This is a genomic window from Sphingobium sp. MI1205, assembly GCF_001563285.1.
In the GTDB taxonomy this organism is placed as follows: domain Bacteria; phylum Pseudomonadota; class Alphaproteobacteria; order Sphingomonadales; family Sphingomonadaceae; genus Sphingobium.
Genome location: NZ_CP005189.1, coordinates 265,623 through 286,771, shown reverse-complemented (window position 1 = coordinate 286,771; position 21,149 = coordinate 265,623). Strand labels below are relative to the sequence as shown.

Below are 21,149 nucleotides of genomic sequence, written 5' to 3'. Positions count from 1 at the left end.
TGCGGCAGATCAGCACGCCATGGCCGAGTTTTGATGTATCTCGGGATTCTCCCAAAATGCCTGGGATGCGGCCACCCCGCCGATGCTCTCCCCGGATTGACAGCCATGACCATGCGGTTAGCGTCAGCCCATACGCGCAATCGGGTGGAGGATGTGAATGAGCCGGATCTTTGGTCCGACACGGCAACTGGGCCTGGTTGTCCGGGATTTTGACGCGACGCTGCGCCACTGGACGCAGGTTCAGGACGTCGGCCCCTTCTGGTTTTTCCGTGACATGCCGGTGCAGGATTTCCGCTACCGGGGACAGCAGGCGGAGCCGCCGATCGTGTCGATCGCCTTCGGCTACACGGGCGACCTGCAGATTGAGATCATTCATCAGCAGAATGACGCGCCCAGCATATATCGGGAATTTCTGGACAGCGGGCGAGAGGGGCTGCAACATATCTCCGGCTTCACCGATCGGCCGGGCTACGACCGCATCCATGCCGAAGCGATCGCGAGCGGCCTTTCGGTCGTGCATGAAGGATCGATCGGCGGCACGCGCTTCGCCTATTTCGATACAGAGAGCCTTCCCGGCGCCGTCACCTGCGAGATTTCCGAATCCGACATGCCGGGACCGCGTGAGCTGTTTGAAGGGATGAGGCTGGCTGCGGCAAGCTGGGACGGCAGCGATCCGTTGCGTCCCCTGGGCGTGCAATGATGGCGGATGCTTTCGACTATATCATCGTTGGGGCGGGTTCTGCAGGTTGCGTATTGGCCAACAAGCTCTCCGCGCAGCCGGGATGCCGCGTGCTGCTGATCGAGGCCGGGGGCGAGGACCGTCATCCGATGATTCCGATCCCTATCGGCATCGGCAAGACGCTCTATGACCCTTCGCTTTGCTGGTATTATCCCACCGAAGCGGAACCGGGCAACGCCGGCGAACCTCGCATGTTCATGCGCGGCCGGGTGCTGGGTGGGTCGAGTTCCGTCAATGGCATGGTCTATTGTCGCGGCCAGCCGGAGGATTATGACGGTTGGCGTGACCTTGGATGCACGGGCTGGGGCTGGGCAGACATGGCGCCCGTCTTCCGGGCCCTGGAGGATCATGAACTGGGCGATGACGGGGTGCGGGGCGTTGGCGGGCCACTCCATGTATCGGTCCGCAAAGACCGGACGCCGCTGACCGAGGCGCTGATCGACGCCGCGAACGCCATGGGGACCAGGCGCCGGGAAGATGTCAACCGGCCCGATCAGGAAGGCATCGGCTATTGTCCGGTGACCATCCGCAACGGCCGCCGCGTGAGCGCTGCGGATGCGTTCCTGAAACCGGTCCGGCACCGTCCCAACCTGACAGTCGTCACCGACACGCTGATCGACCGCCTGATGTTCGACGGTCTGCGGGTGGTGGGCGTGGTTGGCCGCGCCAAGGGTGCGCCGGTCGAATATCGCGCGCGCGGAGAAGTGATCGTCAGCAGCGGAACACTGCAGTCGCCCAAGCTGCTTATGCTGTCGGGCATCGGTCCGGCGGAAGATCTGAAGGCGTGCGGCATCACGCCACTGGTCGACAGCCCGTGGGTTGGCCGCAACCTGCTGGAGCACAAGACCATATCCCAGCAGATCCGCCTCTCGCGCGATTTCAGCCTCAACGGGAAGCTGCGGGGCTGGCGGGCCGGCCTCTCTATGCTGCGTTACCTCCTTCGGCATGACGGGCCGATGGCGGCGACATATGATATCAACGCCTTCATCAAGACGCGGCCTGAGCTTGCGCAGCCGGATGCGCAGATCCTGTTCTGGGCGATGACCATTGATCGTGACTATCAGGCTGGCGTCCGACCGGAGGCGCAGCCTGGTCTGCTCGCCATGGGCTATCCGCTGCGCACCAGCAGCGCCGGCTCGGTCCGGCTGACCGGGCCGGGCCCGGACGCGCCCTTGTCCGTCAGCACCAATTTCCTTTCGACCAATCACGACTGCGACGTCATGGTCGGCATCTTCCACTATATGCGGCGGTTGTTCGCGCAACCGGCGCTCGCCCCCTTCGTCGCGTTCGAAAGCTTTCCGGGGCCGGATGTGAAGAGCGACGAGGACATACTCGATGCGTCCAGACGCGACCTGACCTGCCAACATGCGGTCGGCACATGCCGTATGGGTCGGGCAGGGGAGGCGGTCCTTGATGAAAGGGCACGTGTCCGGGGCGTGGAGGGGTTGCGGGTCGTGGATCTTTCGGCAATGCCAACGCAGGTTTCCGGGAACACCAATGGTCCGGCCATGGCGCTTGCTTGGCGGGCTGCGGAGCTTATCGCAGCCGATAGTTGAACCGCGGCTGGCATGCGGCGCTGCCACCGCGCCAACTGGTTGCCCACCCAGAGGCTCGGCGGGCAGCCTCAGGCTATCGAGGCGTGGCATCCAGCACAGTTCGCGCAGCAAGATCCGCACCACACATCATCGCAATCTGAATGATTTCCACAGACATATATTTCCAGGACTAGGGCGGTCTGTTGCCAAGAAGTGGACGCCGCGCGTGTCGGTGTGATATGCCCTCGATGATCGCACGAATGTCTATGCAACGTTCAGCCAGGGCTTCAAGTCGGGCGTGATCCCCGGCGGCGCGCCCGAAGTCAAACCGGAAAAGATCACGGTTATGAGGTCGGCTTTAAGACCGCGCAGAGCAACTTCACGCTGAATGCTGCTGCTTTTGTAACTGTTTGGATATGTCTTTTGACGTTTTTCGCCGACAGTCTAATCTGAGCAGTCACGCCCAGGCAGTTTCAAGGCAATATCCGGGCGAGGATGACAATTATGATACCAAAGAGCCAATCCCGCACTGTCTGTCAGGCTTGTCAGGCGCATTGCACCCTTGTGGCGACGCTGGAAGATGGACGAGTCATGGCTCTCCACGGTGACAAGGATGACCCTGCCTATCACGGATATTCCTGCATCAAGGGGCGGGAGATGGCAGCCGTCCACCGCTTTCCCTCTCGTCTCCTGCATTCGATGCGGCAGTTGCCCGACGGCCGCCACGAGCCCATTGCGGTAGACCAGGCTTGCCGCGAAATCGGGAGCAGACTGCGAACGATCATTGACGAACATGGTCCGCGTTCCGTGGCGCTCTTTATCGGCACATACGGCTATTGCAATTTCCCCGCCCAGGCATTCGCCCTGGCTCTGATGCGGGCGCTCGGCAGTCCGATGGTCTTTTCCCCCCAGACGATCGATCAACCCGGCAAAGGGATTGCGATCGGCATGCATGGACTATGGCTGGCAGGCAATCCGCCGCTCGAAAGCTGGGAAGCGTTGCTCCTTGTTGGCACAAACCCGATCGTGTCGATGAACGGCGGCCTGGGGCCGAATCCCGCGCGCGCGCTCAAACGTGCCCAGGCGCGCGGGATGAAGCTTGTGGTCATTGACCCGCGCCGCACCGAAACGGCGCGGCGCGCCGATCTTCACCTCCAATGTCGCCCGGGCGAGGATGGCGCAATATTGGCGGGGATCGTTCGCGAACTCATCGCGACGGGCCGGCTGGATAATGCTTTCATTCGCGATGAAACGACAGGCCTGGATGCGCTGAAGGCATCGGTAGCGCCTTTCACCCCGGCCATGGTGGCCGAACGCGCCGGCATTCCCGCGCAGCAGATTATCGAGGCAGCGGCAATTCTGGGCAACGCGCGCGTCGGCGGAGTATCGGCTGGCACCGGCGCGAACATGTCGGGCGAAAGCGCCGTAACCGAATATCTCCTTCGTGTAATTCAAACGCTTCGCGGCTGGCTACTGCGCGCCGGCGAAAAGCGGCCCAATCCCGGCGTGCTGATAGAGCCGCTTCCCGCGCTTGCTGCTGCATCGGGTCCCAGCCCTTGCTGGGATATGGGGGAGCGCATGCGGGTGCGCGGGCTGGCGGGCACGAACATGAACCTGCCCACAGCCGCCCTGGCCGACGAAATATTGATGCCCGGCGAAGGACGGATACGCGCGCTGATCGTGCTGGGGGGAAATCCGGTTGCCGCCTGGCCCGATCAGATCAAGACGCAGGAGGCGATGCGCGCCCTGGACCTGCTCGTCTGCCTTGATCCCCGGATGACGCAGACAGCCCGGAACGCCGATTATGTGATACCGCCCAAGCTGCAGCTTGAAATCGAGACCAATTCGGCCTTTTACGAGCATTGCGGTACGGCAGGCCTGGGTGGCTGGGGATATGACGAGCCCTACGGCGTCGTCTGTCCTCCAGTGCTTTCGCCCCCCCCGGGCGCAGACGTTGAGGAGGAATGGGAGAGCCTCTACCGGATAGCTCAATCGGCAGGGGCGCCGCTGGCCATTCGCTCGCTCTCCATTCTTGATCCCGCACGTGCAGAGGCGGAGGAAACCCGGCTCGACATGACGATAAAGCCCGATGTCGCGACGGTTTGGCACGCGGTATTGAAGGGTGCGCCGGTTGACTATGACGTCGTGGCGCGATCCCCTGAAGGGCGGCTGTTCCCACGAGAAACGGTGGTGGAGCCGCGACCTGAGGGATGGACGGCGCGCCTTGACCTGGGGGCGGCACCGATCATGCAGGATCTCGAAGCGATCGCAGCGCGAAAACCGCGCGGGGATAGCTATCCCTTTAGGCTGATTGCACGTCGCATGAATGATTTCCACAACTCCAACTGGCGCGAAAGCCCTCGCCAACGTCGGCATTATTCGTACAATCCCGCGTTCATGCACCCGGACGACATGGCTGCGATCGGAGTTTTGGAGGGAGAAGAGGTGCTGATCCGGTCCGAGCGTGCGACTGTTCTGGGTATCGCCGCTGCCGATGAAGGATTGCGACCCGGTTGCGTGTCCATGAGCCATGCCTGGGGTGGCGCTCCTGACGAACCGGACCAGCCGGCAATCCACGGCACGAGTACGTCCCGACTTTGTTTCACTGATCGCGATTATGATCGCTATTCGGGGATTCCGCTAATGAGCGCGATCCCGGTTGCTATAAGTCCAGCGACAGACAATCAAGCGGTGTGATGCGCTTTGGTGTGCCGGGACCACGGTTCCCGGCCAAAGGAATTCCGGCGAACATGGCCGCCCCATCGATGCTGGGCTACTCGCCGGGAGCAATCTTTCCATAATGGGACGACGCGACGAACCCATCACGCTCTTTGAAAATGAGTATAGAGGTGGAGGAGGTACGACCGCCAATTTCGCACGTTGGCCTTAAAAGCACAGCTCCCAAGATGCGCCGTGATTGACGCGGCACACTCTTTCACTCGGCCAAGCGCACGTTGCGCATAAATGATAACATAACACGCCAAGAGGGAACGGCTACGGTTTTTCATATGACGCACAACATGCGACAAAATTCCAGTAAAACAATGAAATATAACGATATGTGGGTGACACATTAGCTTGTCACCGTTATCGTTCTGATATCCTTTTCCGCCAAATCTACGATGCGCTCGGCTCAGCCGATTTACAGGCGAAACAGCAGAGTTATTGTCCGCGTCCGTGGTGGCTGACCGGTGCCCGAGCGAGTCAGCGGAAAGCAAGGAGAGGACATCATGGTAGAGAAAGGAGTGGTTCGCCGCGTCGTCACGGCTCAGTCCAGTAACGGCAAAGGCGTTATTTCCTCCGACGGTCCTGTCCCTACTGTTTTTCGCCTTGGTGATCCAGAGGTGGCTCTCGTCGAAATCTGGAAGACCACTTTAACACCTTCCATCTTGCGCTGCGCTGATGAGGAACCAGCAACCGGTCCTTTGCTGCTGCCTCCGCCAAAAGGCGGTCATTTGTTCCGCATCTCTGACATCCCGCCCGATCCCGAAGGGCCGGTGTCGGCGGAGGCCGCGGAAGCGCTGTTCGCGCAAATGGGTGCGGTGGACGCCTCATCACATGGAGCCGAACATGAAGATTCAGGCGGCATGATGCACAGGACAGAGAGCCTGGATTACGGCATTGTGTTGGACGGCGAGATCGTTCTCGTTGTCGATGAGGGCGAAGTCCTTCTGAAGCAGGGCGACGTAGTGGTTCAGCGTGGTGCAAATCATGCCTGGTCGAACCGCTCAGGCCGCAATTGCCGTATGGCCTTTTTCATGGTGGATGCTCGCTACGCATCCGAATGAACAGCTGACGAGGACGTGCAAAGAGCGGTTGCGTTATACCGCTCGACTGGTCCGGAACGGGAACCGGGCGATTGTTCATCCCAGGCATCCCCCAAATCAACATGCGGACAACAGCGAGGTATGGAAATGAATGATCAATCGTGCTTGTACGGAACATGTTGCATAGCTGACTTGGAACTGAGCCGGGGGCCAGCGCATGACTGAGCGGTCATCTTCGCGTCTCGCCGGCCGCCACATACTGATTACTGGCGCCGCGTCCGGCATCGGCCTGGCGACTGCGACGAGGTTCGCGGCGGAAGGCGCTAAACTTGCCCTGCTAGACCGGGACCGTGAAGGACTGGAGCGCATCGCGTGTCGCTTCGGTGCCCATTTTGAAGTCGTGGACCTCCTCGACGAGGCACAGATCGCCCAAGCGGTTGCACGGTCCGTGGCGGTGCTGGGAGCGCTGGATGGCGTCGTCAACGTGGCCGGCATAGGCGGCGACATGCAGCGTCTCGAGGATATCGACAGCGCGACGTGGCGGCGCGTGGTCGATGTCAATCTGACCGCGCCCTTTCTGGTTATGCGCGAAGCGCTGCCGCATCTGCGTAAGGCCAAGGAGGCTACCGTCGTCAATATCTCATCAGGTCAGGGGCTGATGCCATCGACGCCCGGCATGGGCAGTTATTGTGCATCGAAGGGCGGACTCGTTATGTTCTCGAAAGCCATGGCGCTCGAACTTGCCCCGACCATCCGCGTCAATGTGGTGTGTCCAGGGGTCGTGGACACGCCATTGTTGCCTCCCAGCATGAGCGAAGCGGCGAAGCGTCCAGAATCTCCCTATGCGCTTAAGCGCGTAGGGGAGGCGAGCGAAATCGCTGACGCCATCTTGTTTCTGACGAGCGGGGAATCCTCCTTCGTGACCGGCATCGCCATGTCGGTCGATGGCGGACGCGTCTACCATTAAAATCATCCCAAGGAGGGAAAAAACGAGAGCATTTCTATATAGTTGCGCGATCGTGGCGCTCTCGGCACCCCCCGCATTCGCCCAGACCGCAGGCGACACGGCGCGGGCCCTGCATCAGATGGCAACGACATCATCGTTACGGCATCCAAGCTGGGCTCGCTGGACCGTCCGCCCGTTGCCGCAAGCGAAGTCAGCGCCGAGGCGGACTATCCACCATATGGCAATAGACCGGTCATCGACAACAGCTGGCTGGAGGCGATCCGGCGCGACGATGTCCGGCTGCTGAGCGATGGTATCGAATGTTTCGATGAAAGTGGGATCATCACGCTGAAGGGCGAAAATGTACCGGTGGATATCGCAATCTTCGCCACCGGTTTTCAGCCGAACGATTATTCTCACAGATCGCGACAAGCGGCAGGAACGGCGTCAACATCAACGATGTGTGGGCCGTTGACGCGCCCCGGGCCTATTGCGGCGGCCAGACGCGCGCACGGCTACGCAGTCCGACGTGCGCGCCTCGCGCATCTTGGCTGGGTTGCTGCTCCATCTTCATAAATGACAGGAGTTCGCTTATTGTCTTCTGAAATATGGACACGCAACGGATAGAGGCTGCAGAGGGGGCGCCCTTCACGGTCCGCTGAGGCGTTCTGCGTCAATAGAGCAAACAGTAGAGAATATGTTGGTCAAGCAGGAGAGAATTGAGTGATTACCATTCCCAGCCATAAGCTAGAAGGATTTGCGACCACCCCCGGACCGCTGCTCCCCGAGCTTTTTGCCAGCGATACGAGGCCACTGGAACCGGCATTGAAGGCCGACGGCAACTATGTGCCAGACTCGCGCAAGATTCCCTTCAGCCGCTATTTCAGTGCTGAGTTCGCCGAACTGGAAATGGAACATGTTTGGAAGAAATCCTGGCAGGCGGTAGCTCGGGAGGAGGATTTCCCGGAGATCGGCGATCGCAAGTCCTACGATGTGGGCAAGCTTTCCTACATTATCATCCGTTCGGGGCCCGAAAGCTATAAGGCGCTGCAGAACGCGTGCCTCCATCGCGGCACTCGCCTGTGCCACGGCTTCGCGGGGGGTGAAGCCATCAAATGCCCCTTTCATGGCTGGGAATGGAATCTTGATGGATCTCTGAAGGAAATCCCGAGCCGCTGGGACTTTCCGGACGTGCAGAATGACGCCTACCGCCTGCCGGAAGCGAAGATCGGCACCTGGGGAGGGTGGATTTTCATCAATCCGGATCATGAGGCCGGGCCGCTGGAGGAGGCGCTCGGTGTCCTGCCCGATCATTTCGGGCCGCGCGAGTCGGCTGAACGATACACGGCCGTGGGATTTCGCAAAAAGGTGCGCGGCAACTGGAAGCAGGTGCAAGAGGCATTTTTCGAGGCATATCACACAATCGCCACCCACTCCCAGATCATGAGCTACAACGGCGACACACAGACAAAATATGATGTTTGGGACGACGGCAAGTCTCAGGTCAGCCGCTTGATCACCCCATCGGCGATCCCGAGCGGGCATTTGGGCGAAGAGGCGTCGGGCCTGCGCGCGGCCGAAGATGCCATGACGACCTTTGCCCTGCCCTTTCCTGGCATTGAACGTTGCTCGATCGATCCGGATCAGGATGGTCGTGCGCAGGTTGCAGAATGGCGGCGGCAGACTCTGGGCAGCATGTTCGGAATTGATTATTCAGCCTGCTCCGACAGCTATATGCTTGATGCGACGCAATATTTCATGTTCCCGAACTTCTGGCCCTGGTGGGGAGAGGGCTTGCCGCTTGCCTATCAGTTCATGCCGCATGGCGATAATCCTGACGAATGTGTCATGGAGGTTCGTCTGACCCTTCCTATACCTGCGGCCGGGCCACGCCCCAAGTCCGCGGAACTGGTGGACATCGACTTTGACACGCCGATTGCAAGCGTGCCGGAGATGGGGATCATGGCGACTATATTCGATCAGGACTTCACGAACAGTCCCATGGTCCAGATGGGTTTGCAGTCGACGCTCGATCCCCATTTCGAAGCCACCTTCGGCCTATATCAGGAAAGCCGCATACTTGCCTTCCATGACATGATCGATCGCAAAATCAGCCAAGGCCAGGCATCGAAATAAGCGTGCCAACGAGCGCTAGTATCGACTGCCGCACCGGCGCTCGTTGGCAATTTTTGGCCCGCGGCCAACTGCCCCGGCGGTAGATGGTCGCGCTCCTCATCCTCGCTAAAGGCGACCCGGTCAGCCATAAGCCTGTTACGCCTCTTCCTTGAATGCGCTGATCGCCGACTAAACGAGTCGCTCCGAGCCATCGGCTCTGCCAAGCACGATGGAATAGTTGGTACTGGGGCAAGCGGCTTCAGATGGCGCCTGACCTGGCCCCGCTGGTAGAGCATCTCAAAATATTTCAGCGCTCCTCCGCATGGGTCGTGCCGACGCTAGGCTATCGCGACCGGCTGCCGGATGAGGCGCTCTGGCTGGATGCGAACGTGCCCTACTACACCAACTGGTCGCGCTTCGTGATGGGCTGGATTTTGGGCGACCACAAGCTTTTCAGCATATTCGATGTCGACCCCGACTGGCCCGATCCCCTGTCCGTCAACGCCGAAAACCAGGCCGCCCGGCAGATGGCGCTGGCCCATCTTGAAAACAAGCTGAAGGGTAGGCCTGACCTCATCGCCAAGAGCATCCCCGACTATCCAATTTTCGCCAACCGGCCGGTGCTGGACAATGGCTGGTTCGACGCGCTGCTGCGTGACAATGTTGAACTGGTCACCGACAGGATCGAACGCTTCACACCCGAGGGGATAGTCACCGCCGATGGCCGCAGCCATCCTCTCGATCTTGTGGTGATGGCGACCGGTTTCAATCCCAATGATTATTTCTCGGAGATCGAAATCATCGGCCGCGACGGCGTCCGCATCGCGGACCTATGGGCGGAAACCGGCCCGCAGGCCTACTGGGGGGTGATGGTGCCACACATGCCAAATCTCTTCATCCTCTATGGTCCCAATGCTAATCCTCGTAACCCTGGCCCAGTGCAATATGGCGAATGGGCCCTGGGCTTCATCCTGCGTACCATTAAGCGCATCATTGAAAATGACTGGGACGCGTTCGAGGTCAAGGAAAGCGCCTATCATGCTTTCAACGAGCGGCTGGTCGAACGATTGCAGCACATTGTATCAGTCAACCCGCGCACCACGCATGCATCCTATTATATCACCCAGCCTGGCCGATCGGCGGTGCAGTCGCCCTGGTCTTCCGCAGAGGTGCGGGCAGCGTTCACGAACATGCGCGATGAAGATTTCCTGATCGAACCAGCAGGTGGCAGTCTGGATTGATCCGGCGCTGGGGGATGGGCGAGCGGGGAGACGGGGCGTCGGCCGGTTCGCTATCGCTGGCCCGCGCTCCATTGCGAGATTGTTTGACCGGTCCATTTGGCGAACGCCCGCCGCAGGCCCCGTGCGCTGTCAAAGCTGCACATGTAGGCGACATCCTTGGCCGTCGTCTTTTCATGAAGCAGAAGCGCCATCGCCAGATTCATGCGATAGCGGTCGACCAGGCTGATATAGCTCAAGCCGAATTCCGCGAGTTTGCGGTTCAGGGTACGCTTTGAGAGGCCGAGGGATAGGGCGACGTCGCCGACCTTTGGCGGCTTGCCACATGAAAGCAGCAACTCCTGCCGCACGGCCTGGAGCAGAGGAGGGCCATCGGCAAACTCTGGCAAGAGCATGCCGCAATTGATTTCACAAAAGGTGAGCAGCGTCTTGCGATCAAGCCGCAATGGACGCATCCGATCGATCAGGCGCATCGTCATGCGGTTGATGGTTGCGCCGCTGGACACGATGTCGGCATCCAGAAGCTGTTGGCCAATACGGTCCCGTTCCGCATCGAAGGTCCGCAGCGTGATAGTGGGCCGCGAGAGACGGTGACCAGTCAGAATTTCAGCAATGGGAAAGACGCTGGCCGACGCTTCCTCGACGCAGAAGCGCTCCACTGTTGCCGACATGCCCGCGCGGCGGGGCGTCATGGTTAGATGCCAGCCTTCGCTGTCCACTGATGACACGAAGGCCAACGGATGCTCCATGAAATCCATGTAATTGATGTAGCGGTCCGTATATTCGCCATAGGTCCGGCTACGCAAAAGGCAGTAACCGATAAGCCGCAGGGCATTGAAGTTCCAGAGCAGGCCCAATTGCCAGCCCAGGCTGCCCGACCGGCGTCGGGCAAGCTCCTCCAGCCGTTCCGTGGTCTGATTCAGATCAGCCGCATTCGAACCCGGGGGCGAATAGGCAATCTGCGGAAACGGGTATCCCCGTAAGCTGTTCAGCCGCTCTACCGGCACCGACGCGGCGAACAGCAATGCTTCGACTTTTGCCGTGTGCATGCTGCTATCTCTCCTCTCATCCAAGGTACGCGCTTTGCTGGCGAGACCAAATGAAAATCACGCTGATGGCGCATTTTGCCCCCTGCCCGGCGCATTTTGCCCCCTTGCCCGGCGCATTTTGCCACCCCGTGCGGCTTCCGCCGCCACGACCATCATCTACACTGCGAACATTAGCGAAACGCACCAGCACAAAGTGCGTCTGAACGGGAGAGGCAGATGTCCGCAGAAGGGCAAGAGGGGCAGGTCGCCGAACTGCTAGCACGCGAGGCGATAAAGGAACTGCGTTACGAATTTTCGCATCTCGGCGATATCGTCGATGGTGAGTTGCGGGCCGACGAAATGGTGGCACTCTTCACTCAGGATGCGCGGTTCGAGGTAGGTGGTGCTGCCGTGCAGGGTCATGCCGCCATCCGCGAACAACTGGTGACAGGCGCGGCGCCTTTTGCGCGCGTCATGCATATCATGACAAACCCTATTTTGAAGGTCGCGGGGAACGAGGCAAGCGGTCGTTGGGCCGGTATCTTCCCGCTGGTATTTCAGGGCAGCGATCGCCCCGTCTGGCTGAGCTATTATGCTTTCGACCAGTATCGGAAGGTCGATGGCCGCTGGCTGTTCAGCTCCATCCGGACAGCACCGACAATCATCCCGCCCGAATTCAAATAAGGGTCGGACCGAATGACGCTTTCCGACCTTGCCCCTGTGCCGCCGCACGTCGATCCTGCGCTGGTCCGCGACTTTGACATCTACAATGACATGGGTTTGCTAACCGACCCTCATGCTCGCTATGTCGAACTGTTGCGCGATGCGCCTTCTTTTTTCTGGACGCCGCGCAACGGCGGCCATTGGGTGGCGTGTGGATATCAGACAGTCTCAAAGGTTTATCGCGACTTCCGCGTTTTCGGGAACGACAATCTGGGTATTCCCAAGCCGCCCGTCATGCCGGCGCGCAAGGCGTTCATTCCGTCTCAGCTCGATCCGCCCGAACATGCGGCCTACCGTCGTCTTGTCGACACGCTGTTCACGCCCGCGCGGCTGGCGGCAATGGAAGAGGATGTGCGGGCGCTGTGCAATAGCCTGATTGATGAGTTCATCGATAAAGGCCGCTGCGAGTTCGTTTCGCAGTTCGCGCTTCCTTTGCCAGTACTGATTTTCCTCAATCGCATGGGCATCCCCTCCGACCGCTACGAAGAACTCGCCGGTTGGGTGCAGGAACATAATTCGGGCAAGACCGCGGAGGCTCGCCTGGCCGCGCTTGATCGCATTGCGAGCTTCATGCGTGCCATACTCGATCGCGCCATTGATGGGCACCACGACGACTGGGTGAGCGAACTGCTGCAGATGCGGCTTGGCGACCAGCTCCTCCCCCGCGATGATGTCGTACTGCCGATGGCCATCACTATTTTCTTCGGCGGCCTGGACACCGTCAAGAATGCGCTGGCGCATATCGCGCTCGTGCTGGCTTCAAGGCCCGATCTGCAGACGATGATCGCACGGCGCGAGGTTAATTTGGCGAATGCAGTGGAGGAGCTGCTCCGTTTTCGCGGCCTTGTGAACCAGCAGAGGATCGTTCGCCAGGACACGGCGTTCGAGGGAGCGCAGATCCGCGTCGGCGAGATGGTCCACATCTGCAACGGCACATCGGGCCTGGATCCCAAAGCGAATGCGTGCCCGATGGCCATCGATCTGGAGCGGACGGGAATTAAGCACAACACCTTCGGCCAAGGGCGTCATTTCTGTGCGGGTGCGCCACTCGCCCGGCTCGAACTGCGAATATTCCTGGAGGAATGGTTCGCCCGTATTCCGCAGTTCCGGCTTGCCAACGACAAGATCGAGCGATCAACCGGCCTGATCAACACGATTGAAAGCCTGCACCTGGCGTGGAAGGATTGAGGAGGCGCGCATGACCAAGACATGGTTTATCACTGGCGCAGCGCGGGGGATCGGAGCGTCCATCGCGCGCGCCGCATACGCAGCAGGCGAGCAGGTCGTTGCGACCGCCCGGGATGTCGCGACTTTGAAGGCGGCCTTGGGCGCCGAAAACGAAAGGCTGCACTTCGTACAGCTCGACGTTACCCGGAGCGACCAAGCCACCGCCGCGGTTGGCGCTGCGATGGAACGCTTTGGCCGGATCGACGTGCTTGTGAACAATGCAGGCTATGGCCATCTCGGCATTTTCGAGGAGTTTTCCGAACAGGACATCGAACAGCAATTTGAGACGAACACATTCGGGGTTTTCCGGATGTGCCGGGCCGTGCTGCCTATAATGCGCGCACAGCGCAGCGGCTATGTCGTCAATATCAGTTCCATCGCCGGCATCGCCGGCGGGCCGGGCGGATCCATATATTGCGCTAGCAAGCATGCGGTCGAAGGCTTTTCTGAGGCGCTTGCCGGTGAAGTGCAGCCATTCGGCATTTCGGTCACGATCATAGAACCCGGCTTTTTCCGCACTGACTTCATGAGCGGTAAGTCGCTAAGATTTCCGACAGATGCCCTTGCGGATTATGCCGACATCAATGCCGCACATCGTGAATTCTATGCCCGAAATGACGGCAATCAGCCGGGAGACCCTGACCGCCTCGCCCAAATCATTTTGCAGTTTGCGGCAAGCGACGAGCCGCCGCTGCGGTTCGCCGCCGGTGGAGACGCGGTAGAGGTCATCCTGGCGAAGGCCGCAAGTCTAGGCAGCAATGCCCGGGCGCTGGAGGAACTGTCGCGGTCGACGTCGACCTTCACAGAGTGACCCAATAGGCTGGACTAAGAAAAACACGTTAAACGGGGAGAGACAGGATGCTCAGGCACAATTCAGGGTTGCGATGGATCGGGGCGTCAGCCCTCTCGATATTCGTGGCAACCATTCCGCAGATGGCATGGGGGCAGCAGGACGGCGCCACGCCCGGCCAATTTGAAGAGATCATCGTCACTGCGCAGCGCCGCAACGAGTCACTGGAGAGGACGCCGGTTGCTGTTTCAGTCCTGAGCGCATCGGCCTTGTCTGAACGCGGCATCGTCTCCGAAAGCGATTTGCAGTCGTCGGTAGCGGGCCTGACGGTGCGCGCAACGCAGAACTCAAACCAGTTGAATTACGCGATCCGCGGCCAGTCGATCGACGCCTTCTCAGATTCCCGGCCGGCTGTGCTGCCTTATTTCAATGAGGTGCCAGTGAGTAGCGAAGGATCGACGGCATTCTTCGATCTCCAGTCCATCCAGGTGTTGAAAGGTCCTCAAGGAACCCTGTTCGGTCGCAATGCCACCGGCGGCGCTGTGCTGATTACCTCGGCGGCACCGTCGAACCAGTTCGAAGGCTTCGTCAGCGGCAAGCTGGGAAATTATGACCTTCGCAGCATCGAAGGGGCGATCAATGTCCCGTTGGTGGAGGACAAGATACTCCTTCGCCTGTCGGCATTCCATCAGCGGCGCGACGGGTATCAGAAGGACGTGTTCGACGGCCGGGACATCGGCAAGATCAAGCGGACGGCGGCGCGGTTTAGCCTGACCCTCCGACCGGTGGAGGGTCTCAGCAACACGACCGTATACAATTACGAGGATGACGGCGGGACGAACACCATCCCCGTCCTGTACGGCGTCTATCCCGTTGGCTTCATCAATGCGCCCATTCCCGCGAACATACTCTTTACACCGGCGCTCGACTCTTTGTTCGGCGCAGGTGCCTGGGCAACCTATGTCGCCGCCAATCCCCGGGTCGATCCCGGCGGGCTATTTTCTTATGCGGATGTCCAGAAGGCGAGAGGGCCATTCAAGGTTAACACGCCAGTTGATCCCCGCCACGATTTCAAAAGCCATATCCTAACCAATACAACCTCTTTGGAGATTGCCGAAGATACGCAGTTACGCAACATTTTCGGCTATGTTGACATCCACAGCCAGGATATTCTGGAACTGGACGGCACGCCATTTGGTATCGAAGAGTCGGGGGCAACGGGACGGATACTCGACAGCTGGTCTGTTTCCGACGAATTGCAGATCGTAGGCAAGGCATTTGAGAAGCGCCTCGATTATGTCGCGGGGGTTTTTTATTCCAAGGATAAGAACGATACCTTGTCCGACGCGACTTTCGTTGGGCTGGAGCCGCTCCTTCCACGGGCGCGTCAGCATAATGACCAGCGCCGCCGGACGGAATCATGGGCTGTCTATGGTCATGGAACCTATGATCTTTCGGACATGACCGGGATCGGCGGTCTGAAGGTCAACGCTGGCTTGCGCTACACGCATGAGAAGATCGAGGTGTCGCAGCTGCCGACGTCGGTCTATTATAATTTCCAGCTGCAGTTCCCGGAGGCACAAGCCCTGCTATCGCGCGCTTTCGATAAGATGAGCTGGCAGTTTGGGATTCAGGATCAGGTGAATAGCGGCCTGCTCTTGTACGCTGTGACACGCCGCAGCTTCCGTAGCGGCGGCTTTAACGGGGCCGCGCCCCCGTTCCCCGGTGACGCGTCCGTCGGCGGGGCGGCATTCCGCCCGGAAATCGCGACGGATTTGGAGTTGGGTCTCAAATATCAGGGCAGTATCGGCGGCATGCCGACGCGTTTTTCGCTCGCCGCTTACAACAGTTGGGTCAAGGATGTGCAGCGGACAGTCTATGTCGGCATTCCGCAGATCGGCGGCGGGCTGGCGGCGCTGACGATCAACATCCCCAAGGCGCGGATCCGCGGCGTTGAACTGGACGGTCAGATTGCGCCTGCCAGCTGGCTGACCATTGGCGGTAGCCTCACCTATACTGACGCCAAATTCACTGATAACGAATCGACATTGTTCGGTGTGACAACGCGCTACGGCCCGTTCGCCGACACGCCAAAATGGGCAGGATCCGCCTTCGCGGATATCCGGATGCCGGTCGGCGCGGATAATGAGGCGATCCTACTGCACGGCGATGTCTATGCCCAAAGCAAATTTTACTTCAGTTCGCTCAACGACACGATCAATCCGGGTACTGCGCTCCCCGGCTATGCCATAGCCAACTTCCGATTGGCGTGGGAGCATGTCAGGGGCAGCGGGGCGACGATTTCTGCGCTGCTGCGCAATGCGTTCGACCGCACCTACTATACCGGCGGCCTGCCGGTCGGCAGCGTGCTGACCCTGAACACGGCACTTCCAGCCGAACCGAGAACGTTTCAGGTGGAGGCAAAGTTCGAATTCTGAGCCGCATCGATGTTGAAACACGCCAACGATGCCGAACGCGGGGGGCCGATCAGCGGTGATCTGCCCCCCGCTGAGTGGTCCATCGGGAACGTGCTCGCGTTCCATGATCGGATTATCCGGTATCCACATCGCACCACCGGAATAGGCGGTGGTGCCTCCGAACGTACTCAGTTTCTCCACGATGAGGGGTACCATGCCGCTCTGCTTGGCACAGCGCTGCGCAGACGGCGCTTGCCCCACTTCCGACGATCAACAGGTCCACGGTCTTCGCGGCGTCTGTGCCTTGCATGACCTCTACTTCCCAAGCTTTCGAGACGCCTTGTGCCAGCGCCATCGTTATTGACCGGGCGGGATGCGCACGCCTGCCTCTATCCGATTGACTCTTGGGAGCATACAAAGCCTGGCGGCAACTCACCGGAACGGGGATCCTTGATCAGCCTTCCTCGGGAGATGATTCCGCGAATATTCTGCCGATTACCCAGGATACCGATATTCTTGCTCGGATCGCCATCGATCACGAGAAGATCGGCTCGCTTGCCCTCGGCGATGGTTCCGAGGTCAGCGGTTCCCATCAGCGCCCCGCCATTTTTAGTCGACCATTTCAAAACCTCGAGTGCTGAAACATCCGCATTGTCGACGTAAAGGGCCAACTCGCTCGCATAATCGCCATGCGGCATGCCGGCAGCGCCATAATCATCGCCGATGCAGAGGCGGACCCCGGCCTTAGCCGCCTTCGGCAGGATGGCGAACATGGTCTGCAGATCACGCTTGATCTCGTCGGCGTCGAAACCAAACTGCGGACCCATCGCGAGCATGCGCGTCGGCAGATTCAAACTAGGCAGAACGAATACATCAGCCTTGACCATGGCATCGATGCATTCTTCGTCCATGTCGTCGCAATGGTCGAGCACGTCCACACCCGCTGCAATACACTCGAGAATGAAGGGCTTACCCACGACGTGGGCGCGGATGCGTGCACCGCGATCGTGCGCGGCCTCGACGCAGGCGCGAATCTCGTCGGTCGTGAAGTTGCGCACACCCTTTTCGCCGGCACCATGTCCGCCACTCACGAAGATTTTAATGATCTGCGCGCCGCGCTGAATCGCCGTTCGGGTCGCTCGGCGAACGCCATCCGGGCCGTCGCACAACACAAGGCCCGGCTCCGTACGGCCATCGATCCACCATGGCAGGGTCTGGTCTGCGGACGACAGCAGGTCGCGTCCGCAGGGCACCATGCGCGGTCCAGTAACGAGGCCCTTTTCGATCGCGCTGTTGAGCGACGCGTCGATATCATATACGCAGCCTGCTCCCACGACGCTGGTATACCCCCACGACATCGCCAACTGGGCATTGGACAGGGCGCGGTAGGCCGTGAATGCCGGCGGCCGTTCGAGCAGCGGGAAACCTGGCTCGGCGCCGAGATTGTGGTAAGTCGTGTGGAAATGCCCGGAAACCATCCCGGGCATCAGGATCAGGCCTTCGAGGTCGATCGTCAGATCACCGACCTCCGGTGGCGCGGCGGCGTGCGATGGGCCGACGAAGACGATGCAATCACCATCAACAATGACTGTCCGATCAGGCGTGGCGGGGTTCTCGCCATCCAGCAGGACTGCGTTGCGAAGATAGATTTTTTGCAATCTTCCTTCCTCTCACATTTCATCTCGTCGTCGTCTGCAGCCGTTTGCAGGCGCCCTCCACCGATCACCATCGTTCTCTTGAAGAGCGCGGCTGCCGGTTTTTACATTTAAATCCTCACTGATTCTTTACGATTTATAAACCGAATTGTCAGGAATTGACGACCTTGCCAGCACGCGCTTCTGTCACGACGTTCTGCCCCCATGCGACCGCACCCCTGACGATCGTCATTTCCACACCTTTCGACGTGATGATCAGCCGTTTAGCCTCGCCGGCCGATCATATCGCCTTTCCCACTTGGCCCCCGAGTCTACGGTAGTTAGGGATCAAGCTGGCGGTCGCCGGCCGTTGCGCGGATCCTGAATGATGAGCAGCACGATTGGCGGACCTACATCGGGGACGGACCGCCTATCCAGCATGGAAGGCGGGGAGATCAGTAGTCCGCGTCGGGGGCTTCTCACACGACCGGTCGTTCGACCGTCAATTTCCGCTCATGCTATTCCTGGATTGGGAGACTGGGCATCGAAGCGCTGCCGGTCCCGTATCTGGGCCCAGCGATCAAGCAGAGGGGCGAGATTGGCGGGCGTGCTGGCGTGGAAGGCGACGCCGTCGACGCCGGCATCGAACCGGTCCTGAACCGCCTGGGCGCAATGTTCGGCACTGCCGGTGGCGGTCGATCCATCGATCCACTCACGCGGCCACAGATCGCGCATGCGCCGGATCTGGTCGAGATCGCGCGAGGTGTTCTCATCGCCGATGGTCCCGGACTTCTGCTCGCCATCAATTTCGGCCAGTGCCGCCTGCAGCTTTTCAGCCGTGGCCGGATCCCAATTGTTGATCCGCATTGTCGCCTTCCACTGGCGCGGGAAGAACAGATAGGTGTTGAGCCGACGAATGATCGTGAACAGCTCGACATCTTCAGGCACTTCGCATGCGGCGGCCAGAATGGCCCAGATCTTGATCTTCGATGGGTCGCGCCCGGCCGCCTCCGCCGATGCCCGGATCCGGCGCACGCCTTCTGCCGTGGCTTCCTTGGTCCAGAAGGTGTTGAACAGCACGCCGTCGCAGAAACGCCCCGCCCATTCGCAATTTTTGAAGCCGACCGCACCCATGATGACCGGCGGCGGAGTTTCCAGTTCGATGCCGAGCGTTGCGCCGTCAAACTTGCCGGCAGGCCCTTCATAGGTCAAGCGCTCGCCGCGCCACAGGCGACGCAGAATGTCGACATAGTCCTCCACCAGCTGGTCGCTGGCGTGCGGAATGCCCACTGCTTTCTCCAGCGAATCCGTGCCGCGTCCGATGCCCAGCGTGAAGCGGTTCTGCGAAAGCATCATCGCGGTGGCCGCGTAGCTCGCCACGACCATCGGATTGCGCAGCGGCAGATTGTTGATGAGCCCGCTTGCCACCGCCATGCGGTCGGACCGGGCGATGCACGCCCCTGTCAGAACGCCGATATCCTTGGTGTTTAGCCGTTCCGAAATCCAGACCGAGCCGAGGCCCAGCCGATCTGCGTCGCGCATTTCCTCGAACACCGGGGTCGGGGCGAAGACGTGACCAGGCAAAGTGTAGAAGCCCAGCTCCGGAAAGAACCGATCCATATTCAACTCTCCAACCAGTAAAAGCCGCGAGCGGCGATAATTTCACCAAGCTCTCGCTCAAGCTTGGGCACATAGGTCCAATAGGATGACAGCACGATGGGCAGCACGGAGACGTCGTGATGATCGCCGCGGTTGAACTGCGCCATGGTGACCGTGCCATAGACGGAATTGCGAATGTCACCGAAGACGCGGCAATAGGCCAGTTCGCCGGCTGTGGGCGCTGTCCCGCCATTGCGCACATAGTGGTCGATCAGTGCGTCGGGCCGCGCGAGATAGGATGATGCATAGGCAAGATCCTCAACCGGATTGGCGATGTGCGCCAGTTCCCAATCCACCAGCGCCGTCGCCTGCCCATGCTCGATCAGGATATTGTGGAACCCGACATCGCCATGGACGATGGCGCTGCGGCCAGCGACCAGATGCGCATTGGCGCGCAGCCATGCCAGGCCGATCTCCAGCGCGGCGGACGGCACCTCGACATGTGCGCGGTATATCTCGATCCAGCGATCGATACGCTCTTGCTGATCGGTAAGGCTGGTTGCCGAATCCGGTGCGCCATCCAAGCCGGCGGCGGAAAAGTCGAGCGAATGCAGATGTGCGAGCAGGCGCCCCAACATGGCCTCCGGATCGAAATCGGGCGTTTCCCCCAGACCGAGTGAGTTTCCGTACAACCGGCCGGGCATGCGCTCGCTCAAGAGGAAGGGCGTCTGCAAGATCGCCGGATCCGCCTCCAGCAGCAGAGGTTCGGCCACAGGATAGCCCTGATCGAAAAGACTGCGCAGGAGCGGATATTCCAGTGTCACGGACGATCGATCAGCCGCGGCGAACGGCAGGTCCCGGCGCATGACCAGTTGCCGCTGCACGGCACCGCCGCGCAGCATGTCGACAAACAGCGTCTGTTTGGAATAGCCGCCGACGGCGCGCCCGACCAAACGCCCCTCTACCGCGTCGTCCCCGCTCCATTTGCGCAGAATTGCGGTCAACGCGGCGTCGGTCGGGACATCGAACACTTCGTCCTGGACCGCGTTCTCGGCCTCGATCCGCGCCCTGTGGCCCGCCTGGTCCTCCTCATACCAGCACGAATCCTCGCGGAGTAGGTCGAGCAGGCGCCCTGACGCATCGCGCCCCACCCCCTCGCCGCCGGTCAGTTGGCGGATCTCTGACGCCATCTGCTGTGCCCGGTCCAGCGATGGCGCCGCAGTTGATCGCCGATGCATCAGGTTGACGATCATCTCGATTGACTTTTCGGCAGCGAACAAGGCGCTTTCATCCGTAATCTTCGGCAGCACCCGCTGGCGGAGAGTTCGGGCGAGACCGAGCAGAAGAAGATCCGGATCAGTAAAAACAGCCATTGCTTATGTCATGCTTCC

Annotated in this window: 16 protein-coding genes; 11 read left to right on the top strand and 5 right to left on the bottom strand. The window is 60.2% G+C overall.

Annotation, left to right across the window (positions count from 1 at the left end):
• Positions 1-157 precede the first annotated feature (157 nt).
• From K663_RS17825 to K663_RS17805, 5 genes are all read left to right on the top strand, one after another.
• Positions 158-700: a VOC family protein gene (locus K663_RS17825; RefSeq protein WP_062121408.1), complete on the top strand. Its 543-nt coding sequence runs from the start codon at positions 158-160 to the stop codon at positions 698-700.
• On the top strand, positions 697-2,295 hold the full coding sequence (locus tag K663_RS17820) for a GMC family oxidoreductase (protein WP_235589578.1): 1,599 nt from the start codon (positions 697-699) through the stop codon (positions 2,293-2,295). The genes K663_RS17825 and K663_RS17820 overlap by 4 nt, the downstream gene beginning before the upstream one ends.
• 474 nt (positions 2,296-2,769) lie before the next feature.
• A complete protein-coding gene (locus K663_RS17815) occupies positions 2,770-4,971 on the top strand; it encodes a molybdopterin-containing oxidoreductase family protein (protein ID WP_083536008.1) in 2,202 nt (733 codons plus the stop codon).
• A 494-nt stretch (positions 4,972-5,465) separates the two neighbouring features.
• Entirely contained in the window at positions 5,466-6,062 is a 597-nt protein-coding gene (locus K663_RS17810; protein WP_235589600.1) for a cupin domain-containing protein, read from the top strand.
• A 196-nt stretch (positions 6,063-6,258) separates the two neighbouring features.
• A complete protein-coding gene (locus K663_RS17805) occupies positions 6,259-7,008 on the top strand; it encodes an SDR family NAD(P)-dependent oxidoreductase (RefSeq protein WP_062121404.1) in 750 nt (249 codons plus the stop codon).
• 114 nt (positions 7,009-7,122) lie between these two features.
• Here the strand turns inward: K663_RS17805 and K663_RS23995 are convergent, their stop codons facing one another.
• Entirely contained in the window at positions 7,123-7,407 is a 285-nt protein-coding gene (locus K663_RS23995) for a hypothetical protein (RefSeq protein ID WP_145902364.1), read from the bottom strand.
• A 303-nt stretch (positions 7,408-7,710) separates the two neighbouring features.
• On the opposite strand from K663_RS23995, the gene K663_RS17795 reads away from it, so the two are divergent.
• On the top strand, positions 7,711-9,123 hold the full coding sequence (locus tag K663_RS17795) for an aromatic ring-hydroxylating oxygenase subunit alpha (protein ID WP_062121402.1): 1,413 nt from the start codon (positions 7,711-7,713) through the stop codon (positions 9,121-9,123).
• A 242-nt stretch (positions 9,124-9,365) separates the two neighbouring features.
• A complete protein-coding gene (locus tag K663_RS17790) occupies positions 9,366-10,343 on the top strand; it encodes a flavin-containing monooxygenase (protein ID WP_062121401.1) in 978 nt (325 codons plus the stop codon).
• 50 nt (positions 10,344-10,393) lie between these two features.
• Here the strand turns inward: K663_RS17790 and K663_RS17785 are convergent, their stop codons facing one another.
• Positions 10,394-11,389 carry a helix-turn-helix transcriptional regulator gene (locus tag K663_RS17785; protein ID WP_062121400.1) on the bottom strand — a complete coding sequence of 332 codons (996 nt, stop codon included), beginning with the start codon at positions 11,387-11,389 and terminating at the stop codon, positions 10,394-10,396.
• Between the two features lie 216 nt (positions 11,390-11,605).
• Between K663_RS17785 and K663_RS17780 the strand changes: the two genes are divergently transcribed.
• From K663_RS17780 to K663_RS17765, 4 genes are all read left to right on the top strand, one after another.
• Positions 11,606-12,052 (top strand): nuclear transport factor 2 family protein, encoded by a 447-nt coding sequence (locus K663_RS17780; protein WP_062121399.1) that lies wholly within the window; start codon positions 11,606-11,608, stop codon positions 12,050-12,052.
• A gap of 132 nt (positions 12,053-12,184) precedes the next feature.
• Positions 12,185-13,279 (top strand): cytochrome P450, encoded by a 1,095-nt coding sequence (locus K663_RS17775; protein WP_158511217.1) that lies wholly within the window; start codon positions 12,185-12,187, stop codon positions 13,277-13,279.
• A gap of 10 nt (positions 13,280-13,289) precedes the next feature.
• The gene (locus K663_RS17770; protein WP_062121397.1) at positions 13,290-14,129 is read left to right on the top strand and encodes an oxidoreductase; all 840 of its coding nucleotides are present in this window, start codon (positions 13,290-13,292) and stop codon (positions 14,127-14,129) included.
• Between the two features lie 47 nt (positions 14,130-14,176).
• Positions 14,177-16,546: a TonB-dependent receptor gene (locus K663_RS17765; protein ID WP_083536007.1), complete on the top strand. Its 2,370-nt coding sequence runs from the start codon at positions 14,177-14,179 to the stop codon at positions 16,544-16,546.
• Between the two features lie 368 nt (positions 16,547-16,914).
• Here the strand turns inward: K663_RS17765 and K663_RS17760 are convergent, their stop codons facing one another.
• The 3 genes from K663_RS17760 to K663_RS17750 all read right to left on the bottom strand — a co-directional run bounded on the left by K663_RS17760 (position 16,915) and on the right by K663_RS17750 (position 21,131).
• Positions 16,915-18,183 carry a metal-dependent hydrolase family protein gene (locus tag K663_RS17760; protein WP_062121395.1) on the bottom strand — a complete coding sequence of 423 codons (1,269 nt, stop codon included), beginning with the start codon at positions 18,181-18,183 and terminating at the stop codon, positions 16,915-16,917.
• Positions 18,184-18,672: 489 nt separating this feature from the next.
• Positions 18,673-19,779: a TIGR03857 family LLM class F420-dependent oxidoreductase gene (locus tag K663_RS17755; protein ID WP_062121394.1), complete on the bottom strand. Its 1,107-nt coding sequence runs from the start codon at positions 19,777-19,779 to the stop codon at positions 18,673-18,675.
• A 2-nt stretch (positions 19,780-19,781) separates the two neighbouring features.
• The gene (locus tag K663_RS17750; RefSeq protein ID WP_062121393.1) at positions 19,782-21,131 is read right to left on the bottom strand and encodes a phosphotransferase family protein; all 1,350 of its coding nucleotides are present in this window, start codon (positions 21,129-21,131) and stop codon (positions 19,782-19,784) included.
• Positions 21,132-21,149 lie beyond the last annotated feature (18 nt).

Bases quoted from the DNA above. Each gene is read 5' to 3' on its own strand.
- K663_RS17825 (WP_062121408.1), top strand. From the start codon at position 158: ATGAGCCGGATCTTTGGTCCGACACGGCAACTGGGCCTGGTTGTCCGG.
- K663_RS17820 (WP_235589578.1), top strand. From the start codon at position 697: ATGATGGCGGATGCTTTCGACTATATCATCGTTGGGGCGGGTTCTGCA.
- K663_RS17815 (WP_083536008.1), top strand. From the start codon at position 2,770: ATGACAATTATGATACCAAAGAGCCAATCCCGCACTGTCTGTCAGGCT.
- K663_RS17805 (WP_062121404.1), top strand. From the start codon at position 6,259: ATGACTGAGCGGTCATCTTCGCGTCTCGCCGGCCGCCACATACTGATT.
- K663_RS17790 (WP_062121401.1), top strand. From the start codon at position 9,366: ATGGCGCCTGACCTGGCCCCGCTGGTAGAGCATCTCAAAATATTTCAG.
- K663_RS17785 (WP_062121400.1), bottom strand. From the start codon at position 11,389: ATGCACACGGCAAAAGTCGAAGCATTGCTGTTCGCCGCGTCGGTGCCG.
- K663_RS17780 (WP_062121399.1), top strand. From the start codon at position 11,606: ATGTCCGCAGAAGGGCAAGAGGGGCAGGTCGCCGAACTGCTAGCACGC.
- K663_RS17770 (WP_062121397.1), top strand. From the start codon at position 13,290: ATGACCAAGACATGGTTTATCACTGGCGCAGCGCGGGGGATCGGAGCG.
- K663_RS17765 (WP_083536007.1), top strand. From the start codon at position 14,177: ATGCTCAGGCACAATTCAGGGTTGCGATGGATCGGGGCGTCAGCCCTC.
- K663_RS17755 (WP_062121394.1), bottom strand. From the start codon at position 19,779: ATGGATCGGTTCTTTCCGGAGCTGGGCTTCTACACTTTGCCTGGTCAC.
- K663_RS17750 (WP_062121393.1), bottom strand. From the start codon at position 21,131: ATGGCTGTTTTTACTGATCCGGATCTTCTTCTGCTCGGTCTCGCCCGA.